Annotated in this window: 20 protein-coding genes; 7 read left to right on the top strand and 13 right to left on the bottom strand. The window is 59.1% G+C overall.

The window, feature by feature from the left end; all coding sequences use genetic code 11:
• Positions 1 to 57: 57 nt before the first annotated feature.
• The gene (locus DXXMK7_RS02565) at positions 58 to 1,056 is read right to left on the bottom strand and encodes a PDR/VanB family oxidoreductase (protein WP_231348834.1); all 999 of its coding nucleotides are present in this window, start codon (positions 1,054 to 1,056) and stop codon (positions 58 to 60) included.
• A gap of 98 nt (positions 1,057 to 1,154) precedes the next feature.
• Complete coding sequence (locus DXXMK7_RS02560) at positions 1,155 to 2,189, bottom strand: aromatic ring-hydroxylating dioxygenase subunit alpha (RefSeq protein ID WP_038917732.1); 1,035 nt, start codon at positions 2,187 to 2,189, stop codon at positions 1,155 to 1,157.
• Positions 2,190 to 2,318: 129 nt separating this feature from the next.
• Here DXXMK7_RS02560 and DXXMK7_RS02555 point away from each other — a divergent pair, with 129 nt between their 5' ends.
• The 3 genes from DXXMK7_RS02555 to uraH all read left to right on the top strand — a co-directional run bounded on the left by DXXMK7_RS02555 (position 2,319) and on the right by uraH (position 4,327).
• Positions 2,319 to 3,257, top strand: a complete 939-nt coding sequence (locus tag DXXMK7_RS02555) for a LysR family transcriptional regulator (RefSeq protein WP_038917730.1) — start codon at positions 2,319 to 2,321, stop codon at positions 3,255 to 3,257.
• Between the two features lie 240 nt (positions 3,258 to 3,497).
• Complete coding sequence (gene uraD, locus DXXMK7_RS02550; RefSeq protein WP_038917729.1) at positions 3,498 to 3,998, top strand: 2-oxo-4-hydroxy-4-carboxy-5-ureidoimidazoline decarboxylase; 501 nt, start codon at positions 3,498 to 3,500, stop codon at positions 3,996 to 3,998.
• Positions 3,995 to 4,327 (top strand): hydroxyisourate hydrolase, encoded by a 333-nt coding sequence (gene uraH / locus DXXMK7_RS02545; protein WP_038917728.1) that lies wholly within the window; start codon positions 3,995 to 3,997, stop codon positions 4,325 to 4,327. Before uraD ends, uraH begins: the two co-directional genes overlap by 4 nt.
• Here uraH and DXXMK7_RS02540 read toward each other — a convergent pair.
• Positions 4,312 to 4,992: a DapH/DapD/GlmU-related protein gene (locus tag DXXMK7_RS02540; RefSeq protein ID WP_038917726.1), complete on the bottom strand. Its 681-nt coding sequence runs from the start codon at positions 4,990 to 4,992 to the stop codon at positions 4,312 to 4,314. The genes uraH and DXXMK7_RS02540 overlap by 16 nt on opposite strands.
• A 296-nt stretch (positions 4,993 to 5,288) precedes the next feature.
• On the opposite strand from DXXMK7_RS02540, the gene DXXMK7_RS02535 reads away from it, so the two are divergent.
• Positions 5,289 to 6,119 (top strand): DUF1868 domain-containing protein, encoded by an 831-nt coding sequence (locus DXXMK7_RS02535; protein WP_038917725.1) that lies wholly within the window; start codon positions 5,289 to 5,291, stop codon positions 6,117 to 6,119.
• Between the two features lie 204 nt (positions 6,120 to 6,323).
• On the opposite strand, the gene ahpF is transcribed toward DXXMK7_RS02535, so the two are convergent.
• From ahpF to DXXMK7_RS02510, 5 genes are all read right to left on the bottom strand, one after another.
• Positions 6,324 to 7,886: an alkyl hydroperoxide reductase subunit F gene (gene ahpF, locus DXXMK7_RS02530; RefSeq protein ID WP_038917723.1), complete on the bottom strand. Its 1,563-nt coding sequence runs from the start codon at positions 7,884 to 7,886 to the stop codon at positions 6,324 to 6,326.
• A gap of 73 nt (positions 7,887 to 7,959) precedes the next feature.
• Positions 7,960 to 8,523: an alkyl hydroperoxide reductase subunit C gene (ahpC, locus tag DXXMK7_RS02525; RefSeq protein ID WP_038917722.1), complete on the bottom strand. Its 564-nt coding sequence runs from the start codon at positions 8,521 to 8,523 to the stop codon at positions 7,960 to 7,962.
• 103 nt (positions 8,524 to 8,626) lie between these two features.
• Positions 8,627 to 9,625 carry an iron ABC transporter permease gene (locus tag DXXMK7_RS02520; protein WP_038917721.1) on the bottom strand — a complete coding sequence of 333 codons (999 nt, stop codon included), beginning with the start codon at positions 9,623 to 9,625 and terminating at the stop codon, positions 8,627 to 8,629.
• Entirely contained in the window at positions 9,622 to 10,536 is a 915-nt protein-coding gene (locus DXXMK7_RS02515) for an ABC transporter substrate-binding protein (RefSeq protein ID WP_231348869.1), read from the bottom strand. The genes DXXMK7_RS02520 and DXXMK7_RS02515 overlap by 4 nt, the downstream gene beginning before the upstream one ends.
• A 74-nt stretch (positions 10,537 to 10,610) precedes the next feature.
• Entirely contained in the window at positions 10,611 to 11,450 is an 840-nt protein-coding gene (locus tag DXXMK7_RS02510) for an ABC transporter ATP-binding protein (protein WP_038917720.1), read from the bottom strand.
• A 244-nt stretch (positions 11,451 to 11,694) separates the two neighbouring features.
• On the opposite strand from DXXMK7_RS02510, the gene DXXMK7_RS02505 reads away from it, so the two are divergent.
• Positions 11,695 to 11,937 carry a hypothetical protein gene (locus DXXMK7_RS02505; protein WP_038662710.1) on the top strand — a complete coding sequence of 81 codons (243 nt, stop codon included), beginning with the start codon at positions 11,695 to 11,697 and terminating at the stop codon, positions 11,935 to 11,937.
• Between the two features lie 74 nt (positions 11,938 to 12,011).
• On the opposite strand, the gene DXXMK7_RS02500 is transcribed toward DXXMK7_RS02505, so the two are convergent.
• From DXXMK7_RS02500 to DXXMK7_RS02490, 3 genes are all read right to left on the bottom strand, one after another.
• On the bottom strand, positions 12,012 to 13,184 hold the full coding sequence (locus DXXMK7_RS02500; RefSeq protein ID WP_038917719.1) for a M20 aminoacylase family protein: 1,173 nt from the start codon (positions 13,182 to 13,184) through the stop codon (positions 12,012 to 12,014).
• A 352-nt stretch (positions 13,185 to 13,536) separates the two neighbouring features.
• Entirely contained in the window at positions 13,537 to 13,776 is a 240-nt protein-coding gene (locus DXXMK7_RS22975) for a hypothetical protein (protein WP_038917718.1), read from the bottom strand.
• On the bottom strand, positions 13,773 to 14,396 hold the full coding sequence (locus DXXMK7_RS02490; RefSeq protein WP_038917717.1) for an HD domain-containing protein: 624 nt from the start codon (positions 14,394 to 14,396) through the stop codon (positions 13,773 to 13,775). Before DXXMK7_RS02490 ends, DXXMK7_RS22975 begins: the two co-directional genes overlap by 4 nt.
• Positions 14,397 to 15,118: 722 nt before the next feature.
• Here DXXMK7_RS02490 and DXXMK7_RS02485 point away from each other — a divergent pair.
• Together DXXMK7_RS02485 and DXXMK7_RS02480 are read left to right on the top strand one after the other, a co-directional pair.
• Positions 15,119 to 15,541, top strand: a complete 423-nt coding sequence (locus DXXMK7_RS02485) for a flagellar protein FlhE (RefSeq protein WP_038662723.1) — start codon at positions 15,119 to 15,121, stop codon at positions 15,539 to 15,541.
• A gap of 357 nt (positions 15,542 to 15,898) precedes the next feature.
• Positions 15,899 to 16,420 (top strand): acireductone dioxygenase, encoded by a 522-nt coding sequence (locus DXXMK7_RS02480; protein ID WP_038917715.1) that lies wholly within the window; start codon positions 15,899 to 15,901, stop codon positions 16,418 to 16,420.
• Positions 16,421 to 16,471: 51 nt separating this feature from the next.
• Here the strand turns inward: DXXMK7_RS02480 and DXXMK7_RS02475 are convergent, their stop codons facing one another.
• Both DXXMK7_RS02475 and DXXMK7_RS02470 read right to left on the bottom strand, forming a co-directional pair.
• On the bottom strand, positions 16,472 to 18,190 hold the full coding sequence (locus tag DXXMK7_RS02475; protein WP_038917714.1) for a methyl-accepting chemotaxis protein: 1,719 nt from the start codon (positions 18,188 to 18,190) through the stop codon (positions 16,472 to 16,474).
• Between the two features lie 371 nt (positions 18,191 to 18,561).
• Positions 18,562 to 19,320 carry an SDR family oxidoreductase gene (locus DXXMK7_RS02470; RefSeq protein WP_038917713.1) on the bottom strand — a complete coding sequence of 253 codons (759 nt, stop codon included), beginning with the start codon at positions 19,318 to 19,320 and terminating at the stop codon, positions 18,562 to 18,564.
• Positions 19,321 to 19,324 lie beyond the last annotated feature (4 nt).

Raw genomic sequence — 19,324 nt, 5'->3', positions numbered from 1 at the left:
CTCCTTACGATCGCGGTAAACGCACCGCCCACGGTAGTCAATCGCTGCCTTCAGCCACTACAATTCAATCACCAGATGTGCCGATCGGCTGCGGGAACAGCACAGCGCAATCTGTTGTTGCGGCGCGCTTTTTTCCGCGTCCGACTGCACGCTGTCACGGTGATCCGGCCTGCCGTCGCGCACCGGCGTCAGGCAGGCGCCGCAAATTCCCATCTCGCACGACAGCGGCACCGCCACATCATGCTCCAGCAGTACGCTGGCAATGGTTTTCTCCGGCGGCACGGTGAACGTGCGGCCGCAGGACGCCAGTTCGACGGTAAACGTCCGCCCGTCGGCGTCATCAGCATGAGTCTGCGCCGGGGCGCAAAACGCTTCGGCGTGAATGGCGGACGCTGGCCACTGATGCGCCAGCGCCTCGTTGGTTGCATGGGTCATGAACCCGGCCGGGCCGCACAGATACAAGCGTCGGCCCTCAGCACCCTCATACAGGCTGCCCGGCAGGCGACGGCGCGCGCTATGCCCTTCGTCAGCGCACCAGATCTGACAGTGACCGTGGCGGAACCCCTGACTGAGCCGCTCACGAAACGCCAGCTCACACCGGCGACGAACAAAATAATGCAGCTCGAACGGCTGACCGGCCTGATCCAGCGCGTGCGCCATTGCCAGCAGCGGCGTAATGCCGATCCCGCCCGCCAGCAGCAGATAGCCGCAGGCCGGCGCCAGCGCGAACGCGTTGCGCGGCGGGGAGATCGCCAATGTCTGCCCGACCCGCAACGCGGTGTGCACGTAACGGGAACCGCCGCGCGACGCCGCATCGTGCCGCACGCACAACAGATAGTGACTGCGATCCGCCGGGTCGCCCGTCAGCGAATAGGGGCGTACCACGCCGCCCGGCAGATGCACATCGACATGCGCGCCCGCCTCGAAGGCTGGCAGCAACGGCTGGTCATCAGGCGCCACCAGCCGCAGCGCCACGTTGCCCTCGCCCTGACGGGACAGCGCATCGACCACCACGGTCATGGTTTTTACCGCGGTCATGGTGTTTACCAAGGTCATAGTGTTTGCCACGGTGATAGTTTTTATCTCGCCCGAAATGTTTATCTCGCCCGCAGCGTTTATCCGGCCCGGTGTATCCATCGCCTTTCCTCCCGCGCTCATACCAGAAAGAACTCGCCATACCCCAGCTTTTTCAGGCCGCGACGATAGGCGATCGAGCTGCGATCCGCCGGAATGTGCGCTTCCAGCGTCAGGTCCAGCGGCAGATGCTCCGGTCGCTGGCTTTCCACCATCGCCCGATCCTCCTCGAACACCCGCAGGTTGAAGGCATGCACATCCTCCACCGGAATGTGCAGATCGAAATTACGGGCGATCGGCACAAACAGGCGGGTTTTGCGCGCCGAAACCGGCGAAGCGGCATTCATGATCACCAGCCGCCCGTCATCCGGGAAATGGATGGTCAACGTGGCGGTAAACGGCAGGAACATCTCGAAATGACGCAGCCAGGCGAACCCTTCCGGCGCCTGCCGTTCGGAACCGCGGGCAAAATTCGACACCGAACTGACGTAGTCCACGCTGAAACCATACGGCGTTTCCATCGGCTGATAATCGGGAACTTGTTGATTGTCCGGGTCGGCAAAGGTGTCGGTATGCACCCAGGCAAAGTGGGCCACATCAAGAAAGCCTTCAATCTGGCGACCGGCAAACCCGGCGATATCAAACGACGGGCAGACAATCTGCTGGAAACCGGCGTCATTCCAGTGCGGCATGAACGGCAGTTCCGGCAGAATGCCGTCCGGCGGCGCCAGACACACCCACACCAGCCCATACTGCTCGCGCGCCGCAAAAGTATTCAGATGCAGCTTGGCGGGAATCGGCTGCTCCGGGCTGGCCGGCACGCGGTTGCAGCGCCCACCGGCGCCGAAACGCAGCCCGTGGTAGGGGCAAACGATGCCCTCGCCATCGTGCGATCCCATACTGAGCGGCACGCCGCGGTGCGGGCAAATGTCACGCGCCGCCACGATCTCGTCACCGATTCGGTACACCACCAGTTGCTCATCCAGCAGCGTGACCTGCGTCGGCGCGGGGCCGACGTCGCTCGCCAGCGCCACCGGGTGCCAGCAGCGCGCCAGACGGATCCAATCTTCTACCTCGAAGGAACAGTGTGCAGGGGGTGTCAGCGTGGGTTTCATCACATCACCTTGTATGCCGTCGGCGGCCGGGAAAATTAACAGGTGAGGTTATTGTGGATAACAGGAAGTGTTGCAGTCCATAATAGATTTTTAACATCTTCGCTGCAAAAATTCGTACAGGTGAAACCGATGGACCCCTTTTCCCGCTTTTCCCACTATTTTATGGCGGTCGCCCGCACCGGCAGCCTGCGCAAGGCGGCCGAGGCGCTGCACGTTTCCAGTTCCGCCATCAACCGGCAGATTCTGCTGGCGGAAGCGATGATGGAAACGCAGCTATTTGAACGGCTGCCTGCCGGACTGCGGCTGACCACCGCCGGCGAATTGCTCTACAGCGACCTGTGCCGCTGGAAAAAGGAGTACGCGCTCACTCGCCAGCGCTTCGACGACCTGCAGGGGCTGCGGCGCGGTCATGTGTCGGTGGCGATGATCGCCGCACTAAGCGACGGGCCGCTGATACAGGCGCTGGCGACGGTAAGCCGCCAGTATCCTCACCTGACCTTCGATATTCACACCCATGAAAGCCATATTATTAACGGGCTGGTGGCGGAGGCAGAGGTGGATATCGGCCTGTTGCTCGACCCGCTGGAAAGCCGGGGCATTGAAGTGCGTGCGTTCACCGAAATTCCCATCGGCGCGGTGATGCGCCCTGACCATCCACTGGCTAGTGAGCGGGCGCTCACTGTCAGCCAGCTGGCAGCGGACCGGCAACTCTTACCCGCCGCACCGCTGATGGTGCATGAGCGTACCGAAGGGCTGTACCACCGGCATAACCTGACCCCGGCGCAACACATGGTGTGCAACGACCTGCGGGTGATGAAGTCGCTGGTGCGTCAGGGCGTGGGAGTCGGCGTGCTGAGTCTGCTGGATGTTTATAGCGAAGTGCGCGAGGGGTCACTGGCGTTCGTGCCCTTCACCCATCAGGCGGTGCGGCCGCTGACCCTGGCGCTGTGCGTTGCTCCCAGCCGCCAGTTGTCGCGCGCTGCACAATTAGTGATTACTCACTTTACTCAGGCGATCGAACAACTGGATGCAGAGACAACCGGGCGGCATTCCCCTTCACCGACGTGACGCCGTTCCGGTGCGCCGGACCGATTATCCTGCAATTGCACCACAAAAGTGCAGTGCGTTGCGCCACCGTGAACCGGTTGTATGCGCCAGACTACACCGGTTTCCGAGCCGTCGGTCGAATTACGGCTGGCATGTTAGTTGCAAGTGGGTTGCAAAAAGAAAAATCCTATCCTGTGAAACCGGCGTGACAACAGGGAATTTGCGCCGTATTGCGTCAATACAACCGAACAAGGAGCGACGATGATCACGTTAGAACAGTTTAATCTGCTCAGTGTCAGCGAAGCGGTGGCGCTGATAACGCCGTGCGTGACCCTGCCCGGCTGGGCAAAGCAGGTCACCGCCGGCCGTCCCTACGGCAACCGCGCGGCGTTGCTGGCGGCCGGATTACAGGCCACGCAAGGCTGGCAGGAAGAAGAACTGGCTCAGGCGCTGCGCACGCACCCGCGTATCGGCGAGCCGGCGCACGCCCCGACGCCGGAGGCCGGCCTATCGCGCCAGGAACAGGCGGCGGTACGGACCAACGATGACACGCTGACCAACGCATTACGGGCGGGCAACGCCCGTTACGAATCCCACTTTGGCCGGGTGTTTCTGATTCGCGCCAAAGGCCGCAGCGGCGAAGAAATCCTGCAAATTCTGCACCGCCGGCTGCAAAACACCCCCCAGCAGGAAACGGCGGAAGCGCTGGAACAGTTGCGCCAGATTACCCTGCTCAGACTGGAAGGAACTATCGGCGAATGAGTACCCTCAGCACCCACATTCTGGATACGGCGCTGGGCCAGCCGGCGACGGGCATCCTGGTTCTGCTGGAGCGACGCGTGCATGACAGCTGGCAACCCGTGGCGCAGCATCAGACCAATGATGACGGCCGCATCGCCAGCTTCACGCCCGACCCGCTGCCCGCCGGTCACTACCGCCTGACGGCCGATATCGGCCGTTGGTTTGCCGCCGGCAACCGGGAAGCGCTGTACGTGAGCGCGCAGATTGACGTGCGGCTGGGCGACGTCGGGCATTACCACCTGCCGTTTCTGATTTCGCCCTGGTCGTGGTCTACCTATCGCGGCAGTTGATCAGACGGCGTCGGGAACGACGCGTCGCGATAGAAATAGTCGACGAACGTGGTCACATCCTGCTGGAACAGGTGTAGATGATCGCGAATTTTCTCGTCCGGCCAGTCCCACCAGCGCAGTTGCTCCAGTTTTTCCGCCACCGCCGGGTCTTCAAAGCGCGGACGCAGCACCCGCGCCGGGTTACCGACCACCACCGTCCAGGCCGGCACCGGCTTGGTTACGATGCTGCCTGCGCCGACGATAGCGCCGTTGCCGATGGTCACGCCCGGCAGCACGATGGCGCCGTGGCCGATCCAGACATCATGGCCGATCACGACGTTATCCTGCTGACGCCAGGTGAAAATTTCCTCGTCCACCGCCGCCGGGTTATCGCTCAGGCGGTATTTGCCGGGGCGATAGGTGAAATGATGCAGCGTCGGCCGCCACCACGGGTGATTGCTGGGATTGACCCGCACATGCGAGGCGATCGAGGTAAATTTGCCGATGTGGGTAAACATCAGGTCGCAGTCATTCATGATGTAGCTGTAATCGCCCAGCGAGACATGGTTGAGCACGGTACGTTCAGCCACTTCCGTCCAGCGCCCCAATTCGATATGGTGGGCTTTTACATCACTGGCAAGGCGGGGTTCCGGGCTGAGCACCGGCGATGGCGGTTGAGGACGCATAATCGGTTTTCCTGGTGCGGTGAAGTCAATGAAGAAATGGCGTCAGCAAGCGTGACGAAGCAAAAAACTCATGCTGTCACCGGCCGATGACAGCAACATGTCAGGCCCGGCGCGATTAAGATCCGCTTACAACTTCATGACTGCGTGAAATTTACCCGTCATCAAAGTGCGCCTAACCTAGGCAAACGCATGTCGATACCCCCAATAATTCGGGCTGATGCAAGCCGCATCACACAGCCCCCTCCTGCCATCTGAAGCATGAAGGGTATGTCAATCACCAACCACTCGGAGGAATCATGAACCCGTTACGCCGCCGCTTCGTCTTACAACTGCCGCTGCTGGCTTACGGTATGTCGTTGTTCGCCAACGCCAGAGCCGACGACACGTTCAGCACCATGCGCCCATCCGGTTCCCTGGTGCCCACGCCGCGCGACATCGGCGGTAAATTCAACCCCGACGGCAGCGTCAGGCGCTTCCCCGGCAACACCATTATTTCCCACATCCCACTGGGTTCCAGCGCGTCGGATGCCTTTACGGCGGTGCGTGATACGCTCAGGCAACAGGATTTCAGCCACTGCCTGACCTTCACCCCGCCCTCCAGTTACCACATGACGGTGTTTGAAGGCGTGACCGAATCCAAACGCAGACTGCCATTCTGGCCGGCCGACCTGCCGACCGACGCGCCGCTGCAAGCCTGCAGCAGTCATCTGGTACGCAAGCTGGCGGGATTCGATTTGCAGGCCACGCCGCCGTTTAAACTGCGCATCACCGATTTCAACGCTCGACAGGACTCCGGCGCCACGCTACGCCTGACGCCGCTGGACGACAACGAGGAACGCAAGCTGCGCACCCTGCGGGATCGGCTGTCCGAACGGCTGGCGATCCGCGCGCCGGACCACGATAGCTATGGCTTTCACGTCACGCTGGCCTATCTGGTGCGCTGGATGACGGAAGAGGAATCGCAAGCGTATCTGCAAGCCCAGCAGGCGTGCCTGCGTTATTTGCAGCAACAGGTGCCGGTGCTGGAACTGGGCGTGCCGGAATTCTGCGTCTTCAACGACATGTTCGCGTTCGATACCCAGTTGAAAGTCGGTCAGCCGGTCACCACCGTGCCCTTGACCGTCTGACCGGCGTTAATAACGAATTTTCGGGAGAAATTTTTGACGTCGCAGCGCGGCGGCCCGCAGAGTAGTGGTCTGGAGCACGCCATAAAAAAACCCCTTCAGACATGCTGAAGGGGGTCGGGTCGCCTGAAAGTTCAGGTTAATGTATGAGGGTAACAGCCCGAAAGCGGCCGGTCAGGCCACAGGATGGAACAAGGTTCGGAGCTATCAAGCCTGGGTTCTGATCAAATAATCAAACGCGCTCAGGGAGGCTTTGGCCCCTTCGCCGGTGGCGATAATGATCTGCTTGTAAGGCACGGTGGTGCAGTCGCCCGCCGCAAACACGCCTTTCACGCTGGTTTCGCAACGGGCATCGATCTCGATTTCACCGATGCGGTTGCGGTCAACCGCGCCTTCCAGCCAGCCGGTGTTGGGCAGCAGGCCGATCTGCACGAAAATCCCTTCCAGCGCCAGCTTGTGAACGCTGTCAGTAACGCGATCTTTGTACTGCAGGCCGGTGACTTTCTGACCGTCGCCCAGCACTTCGGTGGTCTGAGCATTCACGATCACGTCCACGTTCGGCAGGCTACGCAGTTTGTCCTGCAACACCGAGTCCGCTTTCAGCTCCGGCGCGAACTCCAGCAGGGTAACGTGTTTCACCACGCCCGCCAGGTCGATGGCCGCTTCCACGCCGGAGTTACCGCCGCCGATCACCGCCACGTGCTTGCCTTTGAACAGCGGGCCGTCGCAGTGCGGGCAGTAGGTCACGCCGCGGGTGCGGTACTGATCTTCGCCCGGCACGTTCATGTTGCGCCAGCGCGCGCCGGTGGCAATGATGATGCTGCGGGATTTCAGCACCGCGCCGGAGACGGTTTCAATCTGGTGCGGTTGACCCGGTTCGGAAGCCGGAATCAGTTTCTGCGCGCTTTGCAGATCGATAACGTCGACATCGTAGTCGTCCACGTGGGTTTTCAGCGCGGTCGCCAGTTTGGCGCCTTCGGTCTTCGGCACCGAAATGTAGTTTTCGATATCGACGGTATCCAGAATCTGGCCGCCGAAACGCTCGCCCACCAGACCGGTGCGGATGCCCTTACGGGCCGCGTACACGGCGGCTGCCGCGCCCGCCGGGCCGCTGCCGACGATCAGCACGTCATACACCGGGCGGCTATTCAGTTTGTCGACCACGCGGGCGTTGGCGCCGGTGTCTACCTTGCCGACGATTTCCCCCAGGCTCATGCGGCCCTGGCTGAAGTGTTCGCCGTTCAGGAATACCGTGGGCACACCCATGATATTGCGGTCTTTGATCTCATCCTGAAACACGCCGCCGTCAATCGCGGTGTGGGTGACGTTCGGGTTCAGAACGGACATTAAATTCAGCGCCTGCACCACATCCGGGCAGTTGTGGCAGGTCAGCGAGTAATAGGTTTCAAAGTGGAATTTGCCGTCCAGATCGCGAATTTGATCGAGTAATTCTTTCGCTTCTTTCGACGGGTGACCACCGGTCTGCAACAACGCCAGTACCAGCGAAGTAAATTCATGCCCCATCGGCGCACCGGCAAAACGCGGCCCGTTGGCCGATCCCGGATTGGTTATCAGGAACGAAGGTTTACGCACCGGCAGATCGTTATTTTCAAAGAAACTGACTTTGTCGGACAATCCGGCGATTTCGGTCAGCAATTCCCGAACTTCAGCGGATTTGGCTGAGTCGTCCAGCGTCGCCACTAACTCAACAGGTTTGGTTAATTTTTCCAGATAGGCTTTCAACTGGAGCTGCATGTTATTGTCGAGCATAGATTATCCTTGGCGTTGGCGTAAAAAATCGGGTGCAACGCACCCGATAAAAGCATCAGAGGGAGAGTCGGACTTAGATTTTGCCAACCAGGTCCAAAGACGGCGCCAGCGTGGCATCGCCTTCTTTCCATTTGGCCGGGCACACTTCACCTGGGTGAGACGCCACGTACTGGGCGGCTTTCACTTTACGCAGCAGGTCGGACGCGTCGCGACCGATGCCTTCCGCCGTGATTTCCACCGCCTGGATGATGCCTTCCGGGTCAACGATGAAGGTGCCGCGGTCAGCCAGGCCCTGGTCTTCACGCAGGTTTTCGAAGTTGCGGGTCAGCTGGCAGGTCGGGTCGCCGATCATCGCGTATTTGATTTTGGCGATAGTGTCGGAGCTGCTGTGCCAGGCTTTGTGAGTAAAGTGGGTGTCGGTGGACACAGAGTAGATGTCTACGCCGATTTTCTGGAATTCATCATAGAAATCCGCTACGTCGCCCAGTTCGGTCGGGCAGACAAACGTAAAGTCAGCCGGATAGAAGAAGAACACGCTCCATTTGCCTTCAATGTTTTTCTCGGTCACTTCGATGAACTGACCCTCTTTGAAAGCCTGATTTTTAAACGGTTTAACTTTAGTATTGATCACGGACATCTCGTTTTCCTCATCGGTTCAATGTGTTTGGCTTGAGATGTAAGGTACAAAAATGTGATGCATGTCGCTAATGCGTTGTCTGTATCAAATCGATAAGCAATACCTAACGTTTTGCCAGCAGGGCAATCACGAAGCAGCCCCCCAACCCGGCGGTCACAATCCCCACCGGCAGTTCCTGCGACGGCAGCAGCACCCGGCTGAGGGTATCGCCGCCGCACAGCAGCGCCGCCCCCAGCAGGCCGCACAGCGGCACCAGCCGCCGGTGACGCGCCCCGGCAAGCGGGCGGCACAAATGCGGCACCATCAGCCCGACAAACCCGATTACGCCGGTCAGCGACACCAGCAATGCCGTCGCCAGCGCGCAACACAGAAACACGTCGACCCGCAACCGGTTGACGTGAACCCCCAGCGACGCCGCCGTCTGTTCCCCGGCCAGCAGGCTATCCAGCGCCCGCCAGCGCGCCAGCAATAACCCGAGCAGCAATAGCAGGCTGCACAACGCCACCGGCAGATTCTCCCAGCGCGCCAGCCCCAGCCCGCCCAGCGACCAGAACAGCACCGAACCGGCGGCGCGCTGGTCGCCGGAAAACACCAGATAGCTGGTGAGCGCGCCAAACAGAAACGAAATAGCCAACCCGCAAATCACCAGGTGCTCCGCCTGCCGCCCCTGTCGCAGGAAAAACAGCGCCATCACCGCCAGCGCCGAACAAATGCCGCCGCCAAACGCCGCCGCCGGCAGGGTGAACGCGCCGAACCACTCGCCGAAACGGGTAATCACCAGCACCGCGCCCGCCGACGCGCCGGAGGACAAGCCGAACAGAAACGGATCCGCCAGATCGTTGCGGGTGGTGGTTTGCAGCAACGCGCCGACCATCGCCAGCCCGGCGCCGGTGATGGCGGCCAACAGAGTGCGCGGCAGACGCAGTTCCATGACGATGCGGCGCACGCTGTCCGGCGCGTCGCCGTGATTCGGCGTCAGCGCCGCCAGCACCTGCGCCAGCGGAATACGAATCGCGCCCACCGCGGTGCTGACCAGCATCATCGCCAGGAGCAGAGCCAATACCAGCAGGCAGATCAGCGCATAATGGCGGCGCGCCCTCATTGCGCCGCAGCCGGATAAAGCGCGTGCGCGAGTTTTTCAATCGCGGTGATATTGGCCGGCCCCGGCGTCAGCTCGGCGTATTGCAGCTTCAGGTAACGCCGATGTTCCACCGCCGGGGTGTGCTTCATCAGCGGGTGGGACGCCAGAAAATGCTGCAAGGCCGCCGCGCCGCCGCCGTTCTGGTAATCCAGCAGAATGATCAGATCCGGCTCCGCCGCCGACACCGTCTCCCAGGAGGTGGTGGCCCAGCTCGCCGCCATATCATCCATCACATTACGGCCGCCGGCCGCGTCGATAATGGCGGTCGGCATGGCGTAAACGCCGCTGGTAAAGGGTTTATCCTCACCGGAGTCATAGACGAATACCTTGAGCGGCGCCTGACCCGACGGCGGTTTAGGCACCGCCGCCAGCCGCGCCTTCCACTGATCCACCAGCGCCTGCGCCTGTTCCGCGCGGCCGAAAATTTGCCCCAGCGTCAGCACGTCGCCGTACAGCAAATCCATGCTGGCGCGCGGGCGATGGCGGTCTTCAAAAATACAGCTTTCACTCAGCACCAGCGTTTTGACGCCGTATTTCGCCAGCGTGTCAGGCGTGACTTCGCCGCCTACTTTCATGCCGTAGTTCCAGCCGGCGAAGAAAAAGTCCGGGTTAGCGCCCAGCAGGGTTTCCAGCGACGGGTATTTCGGCGACAGCTCCGGAATCGCCCCCATTTGCCGGCGGAATTCCGGCGTCATCTTGTACCAGCCGCTGATACCGGTCAGGCCGACGATCTGCGGTTGCAGATGCAGCGCGAACGCCATTTCGGACATGTTGAGATCGTTGATGACGGCGCGCTGCGGCGCCTGGGTGAAGGTCAGCGGCTTGCCGCAACTCTGCACGGTAACCGGAAACCCCGATGCCTGCGCCGTCATGGCGCTGAATCCCAGCAGCAGGCTAATCAGCCCGACAGAACCGTTGAATGGCGATACGCCGCCGAATGATATTTTCATAGACTTCCTCTGGTGGTGAATGCACACGCGCCCGCGGGCACGTCAAACAAGCGGAACGGGAGGCCGGTTTGCGGATGGGGAACCGTGAAGCTGCGAATGCCAAACACCGGATATAGGCAATCGCTGGCAAGCGCCTGGGATGGCGCGTCCCAACACACTTGCCGGCCCCGGCACAGCACCAGCACCCGGTCGGCGAACGGTTCCACCAGCGACAGATCGTGTAATACCGCCACTACGGCGATGCCGCGCTGTCGCACCAGCGCCAGCAACGCCGCCCGCCCGAGCGGATCCAGATGGTTGGTCGGCTCGTCCAGCAGCAGTACGTCCGGACGCTGCGCCAGCGCGCGCGCCAGAAACGCCCGTTGGCGTTCGCCGCCGGACAACGCCGCCAGACTGCGCTGCCGTAATGGCGACAAGCCGGTCTCATCCAGCACCTGTTCCACCGTGGCCTGTTGTGCCGACAGCGACAGCACATCCGCATGCGGCAGGCAGCCGAGCGACACGTATTCCGCCACCGTTAACATCAGGCTGGGGGAGTCATGCTGGCTCATCAGCGCGATACGTCGTGCTCGTTGCGCCCGGGACAGCTGCGCCAGCGGCTTATCGCCCAGCCAGATACATCCGCCTGCCGGCGGCGGGTCATGCAGCAAGGCGCGCAACAGCGTGGATTTGCCGCTGCCGTTGGGGCCGACAATCGCCAGGCATTCCCCGCTCCCGACCGTAAAATGAATATCGGTAAGCAACGGCTGACCGGCGGAATGCGCCACATTCAGATGTCCCAGATGTCCTACCCGCAGATGTTCTACCCGCAATAAAGGCGGCATGGCCTGCCACATTTGAGCGCACCTCCCGAATTATGTATGTTATGTTATAACATAACATATTGGAGGTTTAAAAAAGAACCCCAAAAACACCATCCAACCTGCCGCCGGATACGCCGGTATAACCGTCATGAACGCTTACAAACTGTACGATTGTGGGACGAGAACGAGGGATGCGAAGCGAGAAAGGTTATGTTATAACAAGCCGTCATTATTCCTTCGCAACATGATTTGCTTTGCAACCCACAGGCGGTCTGTCATGAAACTCAGGATGTCGCTGGTTTTTCTCTCATTTGCAGCAGCCAACGCTTCGGCGTTTCAGGCCAAACTGGCACCGGTCAACCCGGATGACGCCATGAAACTGGCGCAGGTGGAAACGGCGTTCAGTAACGGTCACGTCGCTACCGGCCAGAAAGTCGGTCAGCTGGGGATCTGCGATGCGACGTCGGTCAGCGGTTGCAACTGCCCGTTCTGCACCCAGTTGAGAAGTATCGGTCGTTGACTATCAGCGCCAGCCGCCGTACACGTATTGCAAAGCGCTATCCGCCTGAATACGCCGGGCCGGCTATATCGTCGTTATAAATCGGCATCGCTTGCACGCAACGATCGTTCCACCAGCGCCACCCACACCTGAACGCCGTTGGCGATAATCTCATCGTTAAAATCGTATTCCGCATTGTGCAGCGAAGCCGATGGCGATGCGCCGTCCGCGCCCAGCCAGAAATAAGCGCCGGGGCAAGCCTGCAGCAGGTAAGAGAAATCTTCCGCCGCCATTGAGGGTGGCTGATTCCAGTGCACCCGCGAGGCGCCCAGCGCCGCGATCGCCGCTTCGCGCACCGTCTCGGCCGCGTCGGGCTGGTTCTGCGTTACCGGATAGCCAAGACGCCAGTGCAACTCGCTTTGTACCCCCATCGGCTGCGGCACCGCCTGCACATACTCGCCAATCAACTGCCGCGCCCGCTCACGCGTGTCCGCCGTCAGGCAACGCAACGTGCCCGCCAGCGTGACCTGACCCGGAATAGCGTTGACGGCTTCTCCGCCTTCAATGCGGGTGATGCTGATCACCGCCTGTTCCAGCGGCGACAACCGGCGGGCGGTAATGGTCTGTAACGCCAGAATCAGCTGGGCGGCGGCCACGATCGGATCGGTGCCGCGCTCCGGCATCGCGGCATGGCATCCCACACCGGTCAGGATAATGCGGAAGCTGTCCTGCGAAGCCATCATCGGACCAGGGTTAACCGCCACCTCGCCCGCCGCCAGACCCGGCCAGTTGTGCAGCGCATAGATCGCCTGCATCGGGAAACGCTCGAACAACCCTTCCCGCACCATCATTTTGCCGCCGCCGGCATTCTCCTCCGCCGGCTGAAACACAAAATGCACCGTACCGCGAAAGCGGCGGGTTTCGCTCAGATAGCGCGCTGCCGCCAGCAGCATCGCGGTGTGGCCATCGTGTCCGCAGGCGTGCATGCGGCCGTCGGTACGAGAACGATGGGAAAAAGCGTTCAGTTCCTGAATCGGCAGCGCGTCCATGTCTGCCCGCAGGCCGATAGCCGGCCCGTCGCCGTGGCGCAGCGTCCCGACGACGCCGGTCTGCGCCATCCCCTGATGCACGTCCAGCCCAAAAGACTCCAGCAATTCGGCCACCCGCGCCGAGGTGCGGTGCTCGCGCAGGCCGATTTCCGGGTGAGCATGAAAGTCACGCCGCCATTCGATGGCCTGCTCAATAATGTGCCGTGGGATCTCCGTCATCAGGCGTTCCTCACGTCATGTCCGCGTCACAACAGCAAGCGCCGTCAGACGCGACGGCCCCGGCAATCAACCGATCAGACCCGTGACATAACTTCATATTTCCTCCCAGCCGCCGACGATAAATGGAACAGATTGCGTTCACTCATCATAGGAGGCGGAAAAGGCGACAGCGAATCACATTTCATCATGAGTTATAATGAAATCAATATAAGGCGCGAATAATTAATTCCCTCAAAGAATAAAAATAACGTCTTGAAAAAATCACCCTGGCGTTATTTCCGCCCTGTTTCGGGTATATTTCAGCACACGTGAATCGATAAAAAGCGGGGAAATAATCTGATGACCAATGAGGTTATTCTGACTCAGCAGGCCGAGATTTCTGACCGGCGGCCAGAGTCTTACTATGACTGGTATGGGAATAATTAACCGGTAAATATCCCAGCCCTTCGCCGGGCAGCCGGAATTGATTGGCGCCGGACTGAAACTCCTCCCGCAACCGCTGCAGAAAACGGAAGCCTTGCCGCTGACTTTCGGCAATCAGCGTCGCCAGCGCGTCCGGCAATGCCCCGACACGCACAATCCGTACGCTCACGCCAGTTCCCGCGTTCGCGCCAGCACCACGCTCAGCGGCAGATGGGCTTCGTACTGTTGCCATAACTGCTGATACCAACCTTCATCGCCCTGTGCGCGGTGAATAGAGAGAATCGTGTGATCGCACTGGCGGGTCGCGACGTCGTACAGCCTCGGGTCGCCCTGCGTCAGCACCGCCAGCAAGCGGCGCATCTCCACCATGTACGGACGGGCGAACACCGGGTCATGTTCCAGCACACTGCGACTGTTATCAATCAAATCGCACAGCTTGATGCTCTGCGCCTCCGGGCAGGCGACCGCGCTGTGCAGCAGATTGGCGTTTTTGCGGTGAATGCGCTCGCCGCCGGCTTGCCGGGTGCGCACATCGGTCAGCATTTCCACATAACGCGCCACCGGCGCGCCAAACAATTCGGCCACCAGTTCCAGCGTTACGCCGGTATCTTCCACCGTGTCATGCAGCCAGGCGGCGGCAATCATTTCCGGCGATGGGTCAATCTGCATCAACAGGGCGACCACCGCCGCCGGGTGAACAATATAGGGTTCGCCGGTATATTTCCGTTTCTGCTCGCAGGCGGCATGCGCCGCGGTAGCGAAGATCCTGGCTCGTTCAGTGAGTGTCATTTTCGCGCTCCTTAAATGGAGTCAATGCCTATCGTCATGCATTCGCAGCGCCATCACAACAACCCTGTTGCAGCCCCTGATACACGGGGCACAACGATCATGATGCTGGAAAACGCCATCAGGCTACGGCTAGCTTATTATTTAAGAATAAACTATTTTTTTATTGAAGAATAAACTCCGGGGGGTGAACTCGAAAAATAGGTGGTGACACACGCCCTGCTCGTTGCACTAAAGCACGATTGATAGCCCGCCGCTCATCCCCAGACAGCGCCTTCGTCGCCATGCGAACGCCGACTCAGGCGCCGCCGACACGTGTAATTTTTCCCGCCTCCCCACCCCGACCATCCGGCTTGCCGCGGTGTTGTTCACCTGTTTTTTTCACCGGCATTGTTCAGGTGATTTTTCGTCCTATTTACCCATCGTCAGAAATAAATATCAGTAGAATTATTTCCGCCTTTTTATTTTCATATTTAAAACGCAGTTAATAAATATAAAATTGACATCAATGACTAATTATTAGAATGTAGCGACGGCCATTCCAGTTCTCACCTCTGGGGAATGGCGTTCGTCGACAGAAAATAACCATCTATTTATCGGCAGGTATTATTTACACTACCGAAAAAACGCTCTTTCATGGTCTGGTTGAGCCATAAAATAGCCAGCATGGACAGGCATAACCTATTTTCTGTCGGTCAATTTATCTCATATTGAGAGTTATTTATATGAAACGGAAATCAGTTTTCACGCGCCTTGCTCTGGGCGGCGCGCTTCTGGCGGCTTCACTTTCTCAGGCGGCCATCGCGGCAGGCAGCTACACCTCCAGTGTGGTTCTTCCCACCGTATACGCTCGTAATTTCCTCGAAACCGTTGATGTCCCGGTTAAGGGCAATCCGCCGGCCAACGGTGCGATTACCTACGTAAGCTGGACCTGGAATGTGGCAGGTTTTCCCGATGGCCTAAATGTTTATCTGTGTCAGGGCAGCACCAGTAATTGTGTTGATGTTTCCCGCACAAGAAGAATGTCAACCGAAGTATTTAAAGGCAAAAGCCCGGCGCTGCCGTTCTTCTTTGCCATGCGCGTAATAAGTGGCGGAAAAATACCGGTTTCCGGCCAGCAGGCGCAAATCATCGTGAACTGGCAATAAATATTCAGGCCGCAGGGAAGTATATCGCTTCCCTGTTTTATTCTTAATTAATACAAAATAAATAATAAAATAGAAAATAAATAACAGCCCATATTAATAACATCTCAAAAGAATAGATTATGCGGCTGGTGCAGCCAGAGAACGCCCCAAATATCCTCAACCGGAATAAACGCGGGAACGCTCCCCAAAAAGCGTGATATCACTAATCCCTTCCACGCGGTTAAGCAAAGGTAAATACTGTTTTACACGCTCGTATCAAAAAAAGATCTGGTAATAAGATATAAATAAAGCATCTTGTTTTTTAACCATGCAGAGTGAAAGGTTAACGCCATATCCCTTTTACTGAGAGTAACCACCATGACCACACTGGCGATTTTCCACCGTCCTCACCTCGAATATCCCACTCAGCAGTTCGACGAATTCGACCAGATTGCCGCCCTGCTGGCGGCGGCGGGCCTGCAACTGGAGCGCTGGCACACCGGCGACACCCCTGCCGACGTTGACGGCGACGCGTTGCTGGCGCGTTTTCGTCAGGATATCGACCGGCTCAGTCAGCGCGAGGGTTATACCTCGGCGGACGTCATCAGCCTGACCCCAGAGCACCCGGACCGGGCGGCGCTGCGGGAGAAATTTTTGCAGGAGCACACCCACAGCGAAGATGAAGTGCGTTTCTTTGTCCGCGGCAGCGGCACCTTTTTCGTTCCGGCGGGCGAACAGGTGTATCGCCTCACCTGCCAGGCCGGCGACCTGTTGCGGGTGCCAGCAAATACTCCACACTGGTTCGATAGCGGCGAGTTTCCCGATTTCACCGCCATTCGCATTTTTACCAATCCGTCCGGCTGGGTCGGGCATTTCACCGGCCGCCCGACCTTTCACTAAAAGAAAACGGGTAGCCAAAGGCTACCCGTTAACGGCTTTCACCTTTGTAACTCAGAAGGTTTCCCAGCCGTCGTTGCTGCTTTTAGCTTTCTTCGCGCCGGGGAGCGTTTTGGGCAACGCCGCCGGCGAAGAAGCCGGACGGGCCCCGATGCTGATGGCCGGGCGGCGTTCCGCGCCGTCGATACGAAACGCCGACACCGCCTCATTCAGCCCGGCGGCCTGTTCCGCCAGCGACGTGGCGGCAGCGGTAGCCTGCTCCACCAGCGCGGCGTTCTGCTGGGTGACATTATCGATAGAGTTAATCGCCTGCCCGACCTGATCGATGCCTTTGCTCTGCTCCTGCGACGCCACCGAAATTTCCGCCATGATATCCGTCACGCTGGTAACGGCGTTGACGATATCCTGCATGGTTTCCCCGGCGCGGCTGACCTGACCGGAGCCGGTTTCCACCAGCGCCACGGATTCGGTGATCAGCCCTTCGATCTCTTTGGCGGCCTGGGCGCTGCGCTGCGCCAGCGAACGCACTTCGCCGGCCACCACCGCAAAACCGCGGCCCTGTTCGCCGGCACGCGCCGCTTCCACCGCGGCGTTAAGCGCCAGAATGTTGGTCTGGAAAGCGATGCCGTTGATGATATTGGTGATTTCGGAAATCTTCTTCGAACTCTGGTGGATGTTGCCCATGGTTTTCACCACGCCTTCCACCAGTTCGCCACCCTGACGCGCCTTGCCGGAAGCGTTGCCGGCCAGTTGGCTGGCGTGGTTGGCGTTGTCGGCGTTATGACGCACGGTAGAGGTCAGCTCTTCCATGCTGGAAGCAGTTTGCTCCAGCGCCGACGCCTGCTCTTCGGTGCGGGAAGAGAGATCGCTGTTGCCGGCGGAAATTTCGGTAATACCCTGATAAATGGCTTCCACCCCGTGACGTACATTGCTGACGGTGCGTGCCAGCGACTGCTGCATGTTCTGCAGATAGTGCCCCAACTGGCCGATTTCACCGCGTCCCCACTGCGCCAGCGGCATGGTGAGATCGCCCGCGGCGATATGTTCAATACGTTCAACCAGCGAACGCATCGGTTTGATGATCACCCGGCGCAGACACAGGTAGGTAAACAGCGACACCAGCACCGCCACCACAAAGCTGGCGGCCATCACGCTGTAACCCAGCACCGACTCCTGCTGCGCCTCGTTGTTGAGCGCTTCCGCCCGCTGGGTGCGAATCGCCACCACTTTCAGCAATACCTCGTTATAGGCCAGATCGAGCTTACGGGTCTGTTTCCATTCGGTCGCCACCACATCGTCGTAACGACCGGCTTTCACCGCATCCAGCATCGGCCTGACGCCATTATTGACGTAGTCGTTGTAGCGCTGTTGCAGCGCGTCATCCAGCGCCAGATCGGCCGGGGTTTTCACTTCACGATTCTGGTAGGCGGCAAAGCTGTCCGCCGACTGCTTCAGGCGACCTTCCGCCTGCTGAATACTGCTGCTGGCGGTGTCTTTATCGCCCTCTTTGGCGGCGGCGGCGGCCTGAATCAACATCAGGCGAGCGGTACGTAAATGGTTGGAACTGTTGGAAACCCCCAGACGGACCTGAATTTCCGCCGTCACGTCGTTAAGGGAGCTGTTGCTGCGCATCAGAAAATGGACGGAAAAGCCAATCGCCAGTGCAAACAGGATCAGGATAACGCCGATAATCGAGCTGAACATCGGCATCAGCCGCCAGTTGTGCCAGAAACTCACACCGGACGACGAAGGAGGCAGAGTAGTTGTATTCATCATTTTTTCCTTTAAGAGGGCACATGGTCGCTGAATTTATACAAAACATTACATTAGTTATCGGCGTGTTAACGTCAGAGATTAATCTGTCCAACGGGAAAAAAACCGGAGAAAAGCCGCATTCGTAGAATAAGGAAATGAATAAATAGACATCAAACAACTGATTTTAAAAGATAAAATAAAATCACTACAAAATATATGGAAAAAACACCGGCAATAGCAGATTAAAATTAAGGCGGTTGCCCAAACCGTAACTCATCAGAAAACATGAAATATTACATCCGGACACAATATTACCCCCAGATACCGTGTTGCCTCCGGATAACCGACCGGGAGAGAGGCCGTCAGCCATCCCCCTAACCGACTACGTTTTAATTGCCTGTGTCCGGGTCAAGATTGAATGCCCGAAAACGCTCGGCGTAAGCGCCTTCCCGTTCGGCAAATCGCAACGCGCGAGCGCGTTCCACCACGATCTCGTCGGCCTCCGGCTGCTGCGACAGCAAAGCCAGCGTTTCATCAATAAAGTCCGGCAACGGCATGGCGCGCGGGTCATAGCCCCATTCGCCCTGCAATCCGGTCTGCACCCAGGGCGGAATAATTTCGATGACCTGCACCGGCGTCTGGCGCAACTGACAGCGCAGCGCATCGGTATAGGCATGCAGCGCCGCCTTGCTGGCACAGTAAGTCGGGGTAATCGCCTGCGGCAGAAACGCCAGTTCCGACGTCACATTCAGCACTGCCGCGTGCGGCTGATGCAGCAGATGGGGTATCAACGCGCCGGTCAGCCACAGCGGCCCCAGCAAATTGGTCGACACCGTGTCGTTGATAAGTTGCGGATCCGGTTGGGTAAGATCTTCACGCCGCTGAATACCGGCGTTATTGATCAACACATTGAGCGCCGGATAATCCCGCGCCAGCTGATCGACAAAGGCGCTGATGGCCTCAGGATCGCGCTGATCCAGTACCTGCCAGACCATGCCGGGGAAGGCGGCGGCGGCCTGGCGCAGCGTCGCCTCGCGCCGCCCGGCGATGATCACCTGGTTGCCGCGCTGGTGAAACGCCGCCGCCAGCCCCAGCCCAATGCCCGAGCCGCCGCCGGTAATCAGTATCGTGTTGCCGGTCATCTTCATGTTC

This window comes from Dickeya sp. MK7 (genome assembly GCF_000406305.1).
Lineage (GTDB): Bacteria > Pseudomonadota > Gammaproteobacteria > Enterobacterales > Enterobacteriaceae > Dickeya > Dickeya fangzhongdai.
This window is presented reverse-complemented; position numbering and strand designations above follow the sequence as displayed.

Coding starts and splice junctions, on each gene's coding strand:
- DXXMK7_RS02470 (WP_038917713.1), bottom strand. CDS start 19,320: ATGAAGATGACCGGCAACACGATACTGATTACCGGCGGCGGCTCGGGC.
- DXXMK7_RS02520 (WP_038917721.1), bottom strand. CDS start 9,625: ATGAGGGCGCGCCGCCATTATGCGCTGATCTGCCTGCTGGTATTGGCT.
- DXXMK7_RS02555 (WP_038917730.1), top strand. CDS start 2,319: ATGGACCCCTTTTCCCGCTTTTCCCACTATTTTATGGCGGTCGCCCGC.
- DXXMK7_RS02480 (WP_038917715.1), top strand. CDS start 15,899: ATGACCACACTGGCGATTTTCCACCGTCCTCACCTCGAATATCCCACT.
- uraD (WP_038917729.1), top strand. CDS start 3,498: ATGATCACGTTAGAACAGTTTAATCTGCTCAGTGTCAGCGAAGCGGTG.
- DXXMK7_RS02515 (WP_231348869.1), bottom strand. CDS start 10,536: ATGACGGCGCAGGCATCGGGGTTTCCGGTTACCGTGCAGAGTTGCGGC.
- ahpC (WP_038917722.1), bottom strand. CDS start 8,523: ATGTCCGTGATCAATACTAAAGTTAAACCGTTTAAAAATCAGGCTTTC.
- DXXMK7_RS02485 (WP_038662723.1), top strand. CDS start 15,119: ATGAAACGGAAATCAGTTTTCACGCGCCTTGCTCTGGGCGGCGCGCTT.
- DXXMK7_RS02510 (WP_038917720.1), bottom strand. CDS start 11,450: ATGTGGCAGGCCATGCCGCCTTTATTGCGGGTAGAACATCTGCGGGTA.
- DXXMK7_RS02490 (WP_038917717.1), bottom strand. CDS start 14,396: ATGACACTCACTGAACGAGCCAGGATCTTCGCTACCGCGGCGCATGCC.
- DXXMK7_RS02565 (WP_231348834.1), bottom strand. CDS start 1,056: ATGACCTTGGTAAACACCATGACCGCGGTAAAAACCATGACCGTGGTG.
- DXXMK7_RS02560 (WP_038917732.1), bottom strand. CDS start 2,189: ATGAAACCCACGCTGACACCCCCTGCACACTGTTCCTTCGAGGTAGAA.
- DXXMK7_RS02500 (WP_038917719.1), bottom strand. CDS start 13,184: ATGACGGAGATCCCACGGCACATTATTGAGCAGGCCATCGAATGGCGG.
- ahpF (WP_038917723.1), bottom strand. CDS start 7,886: ATGCTCGACAATAACATGCAGCTCCAGTTGAAAGCCTATCTGGAAAAA.
- DXXMK7_RS02475 (WP_038917714.1), bottom strand. CDS start 18,190: ATGAATACAACTACTCTGCCTCCTTCGTCGTCCGGTGTGAGTTTCTGG.
- uraH (WP_038917728.1), top strand. CDS start 3,995: ATGAGTACCCTCAGCACCCACATTCTGGATACGGCGCTGGGCCAGCCG.
- DXXMK7_RS02540 (WP_038917726.1), bottom strand. CDS start 4,992: ATGCGTCCTCAACCGCCATCGCCGGTGCTCAGCCCGGAACCCCGCCTT.
- DXXMK7_RS02535 (WP_038917725.1), top strand. CDS start 5,289: ATGAACCCGTTACGCCGCCGCTTCGTCTTACAACTGCCGCTGCTGGCT.
- DXXMK7_RS02505 (WP_038662710.1), top strand. CDS start 11,695: ATGAAACTCAGGATGTCGCTGGTTTTTCTCTCATTTGCAGCAGCCAAC.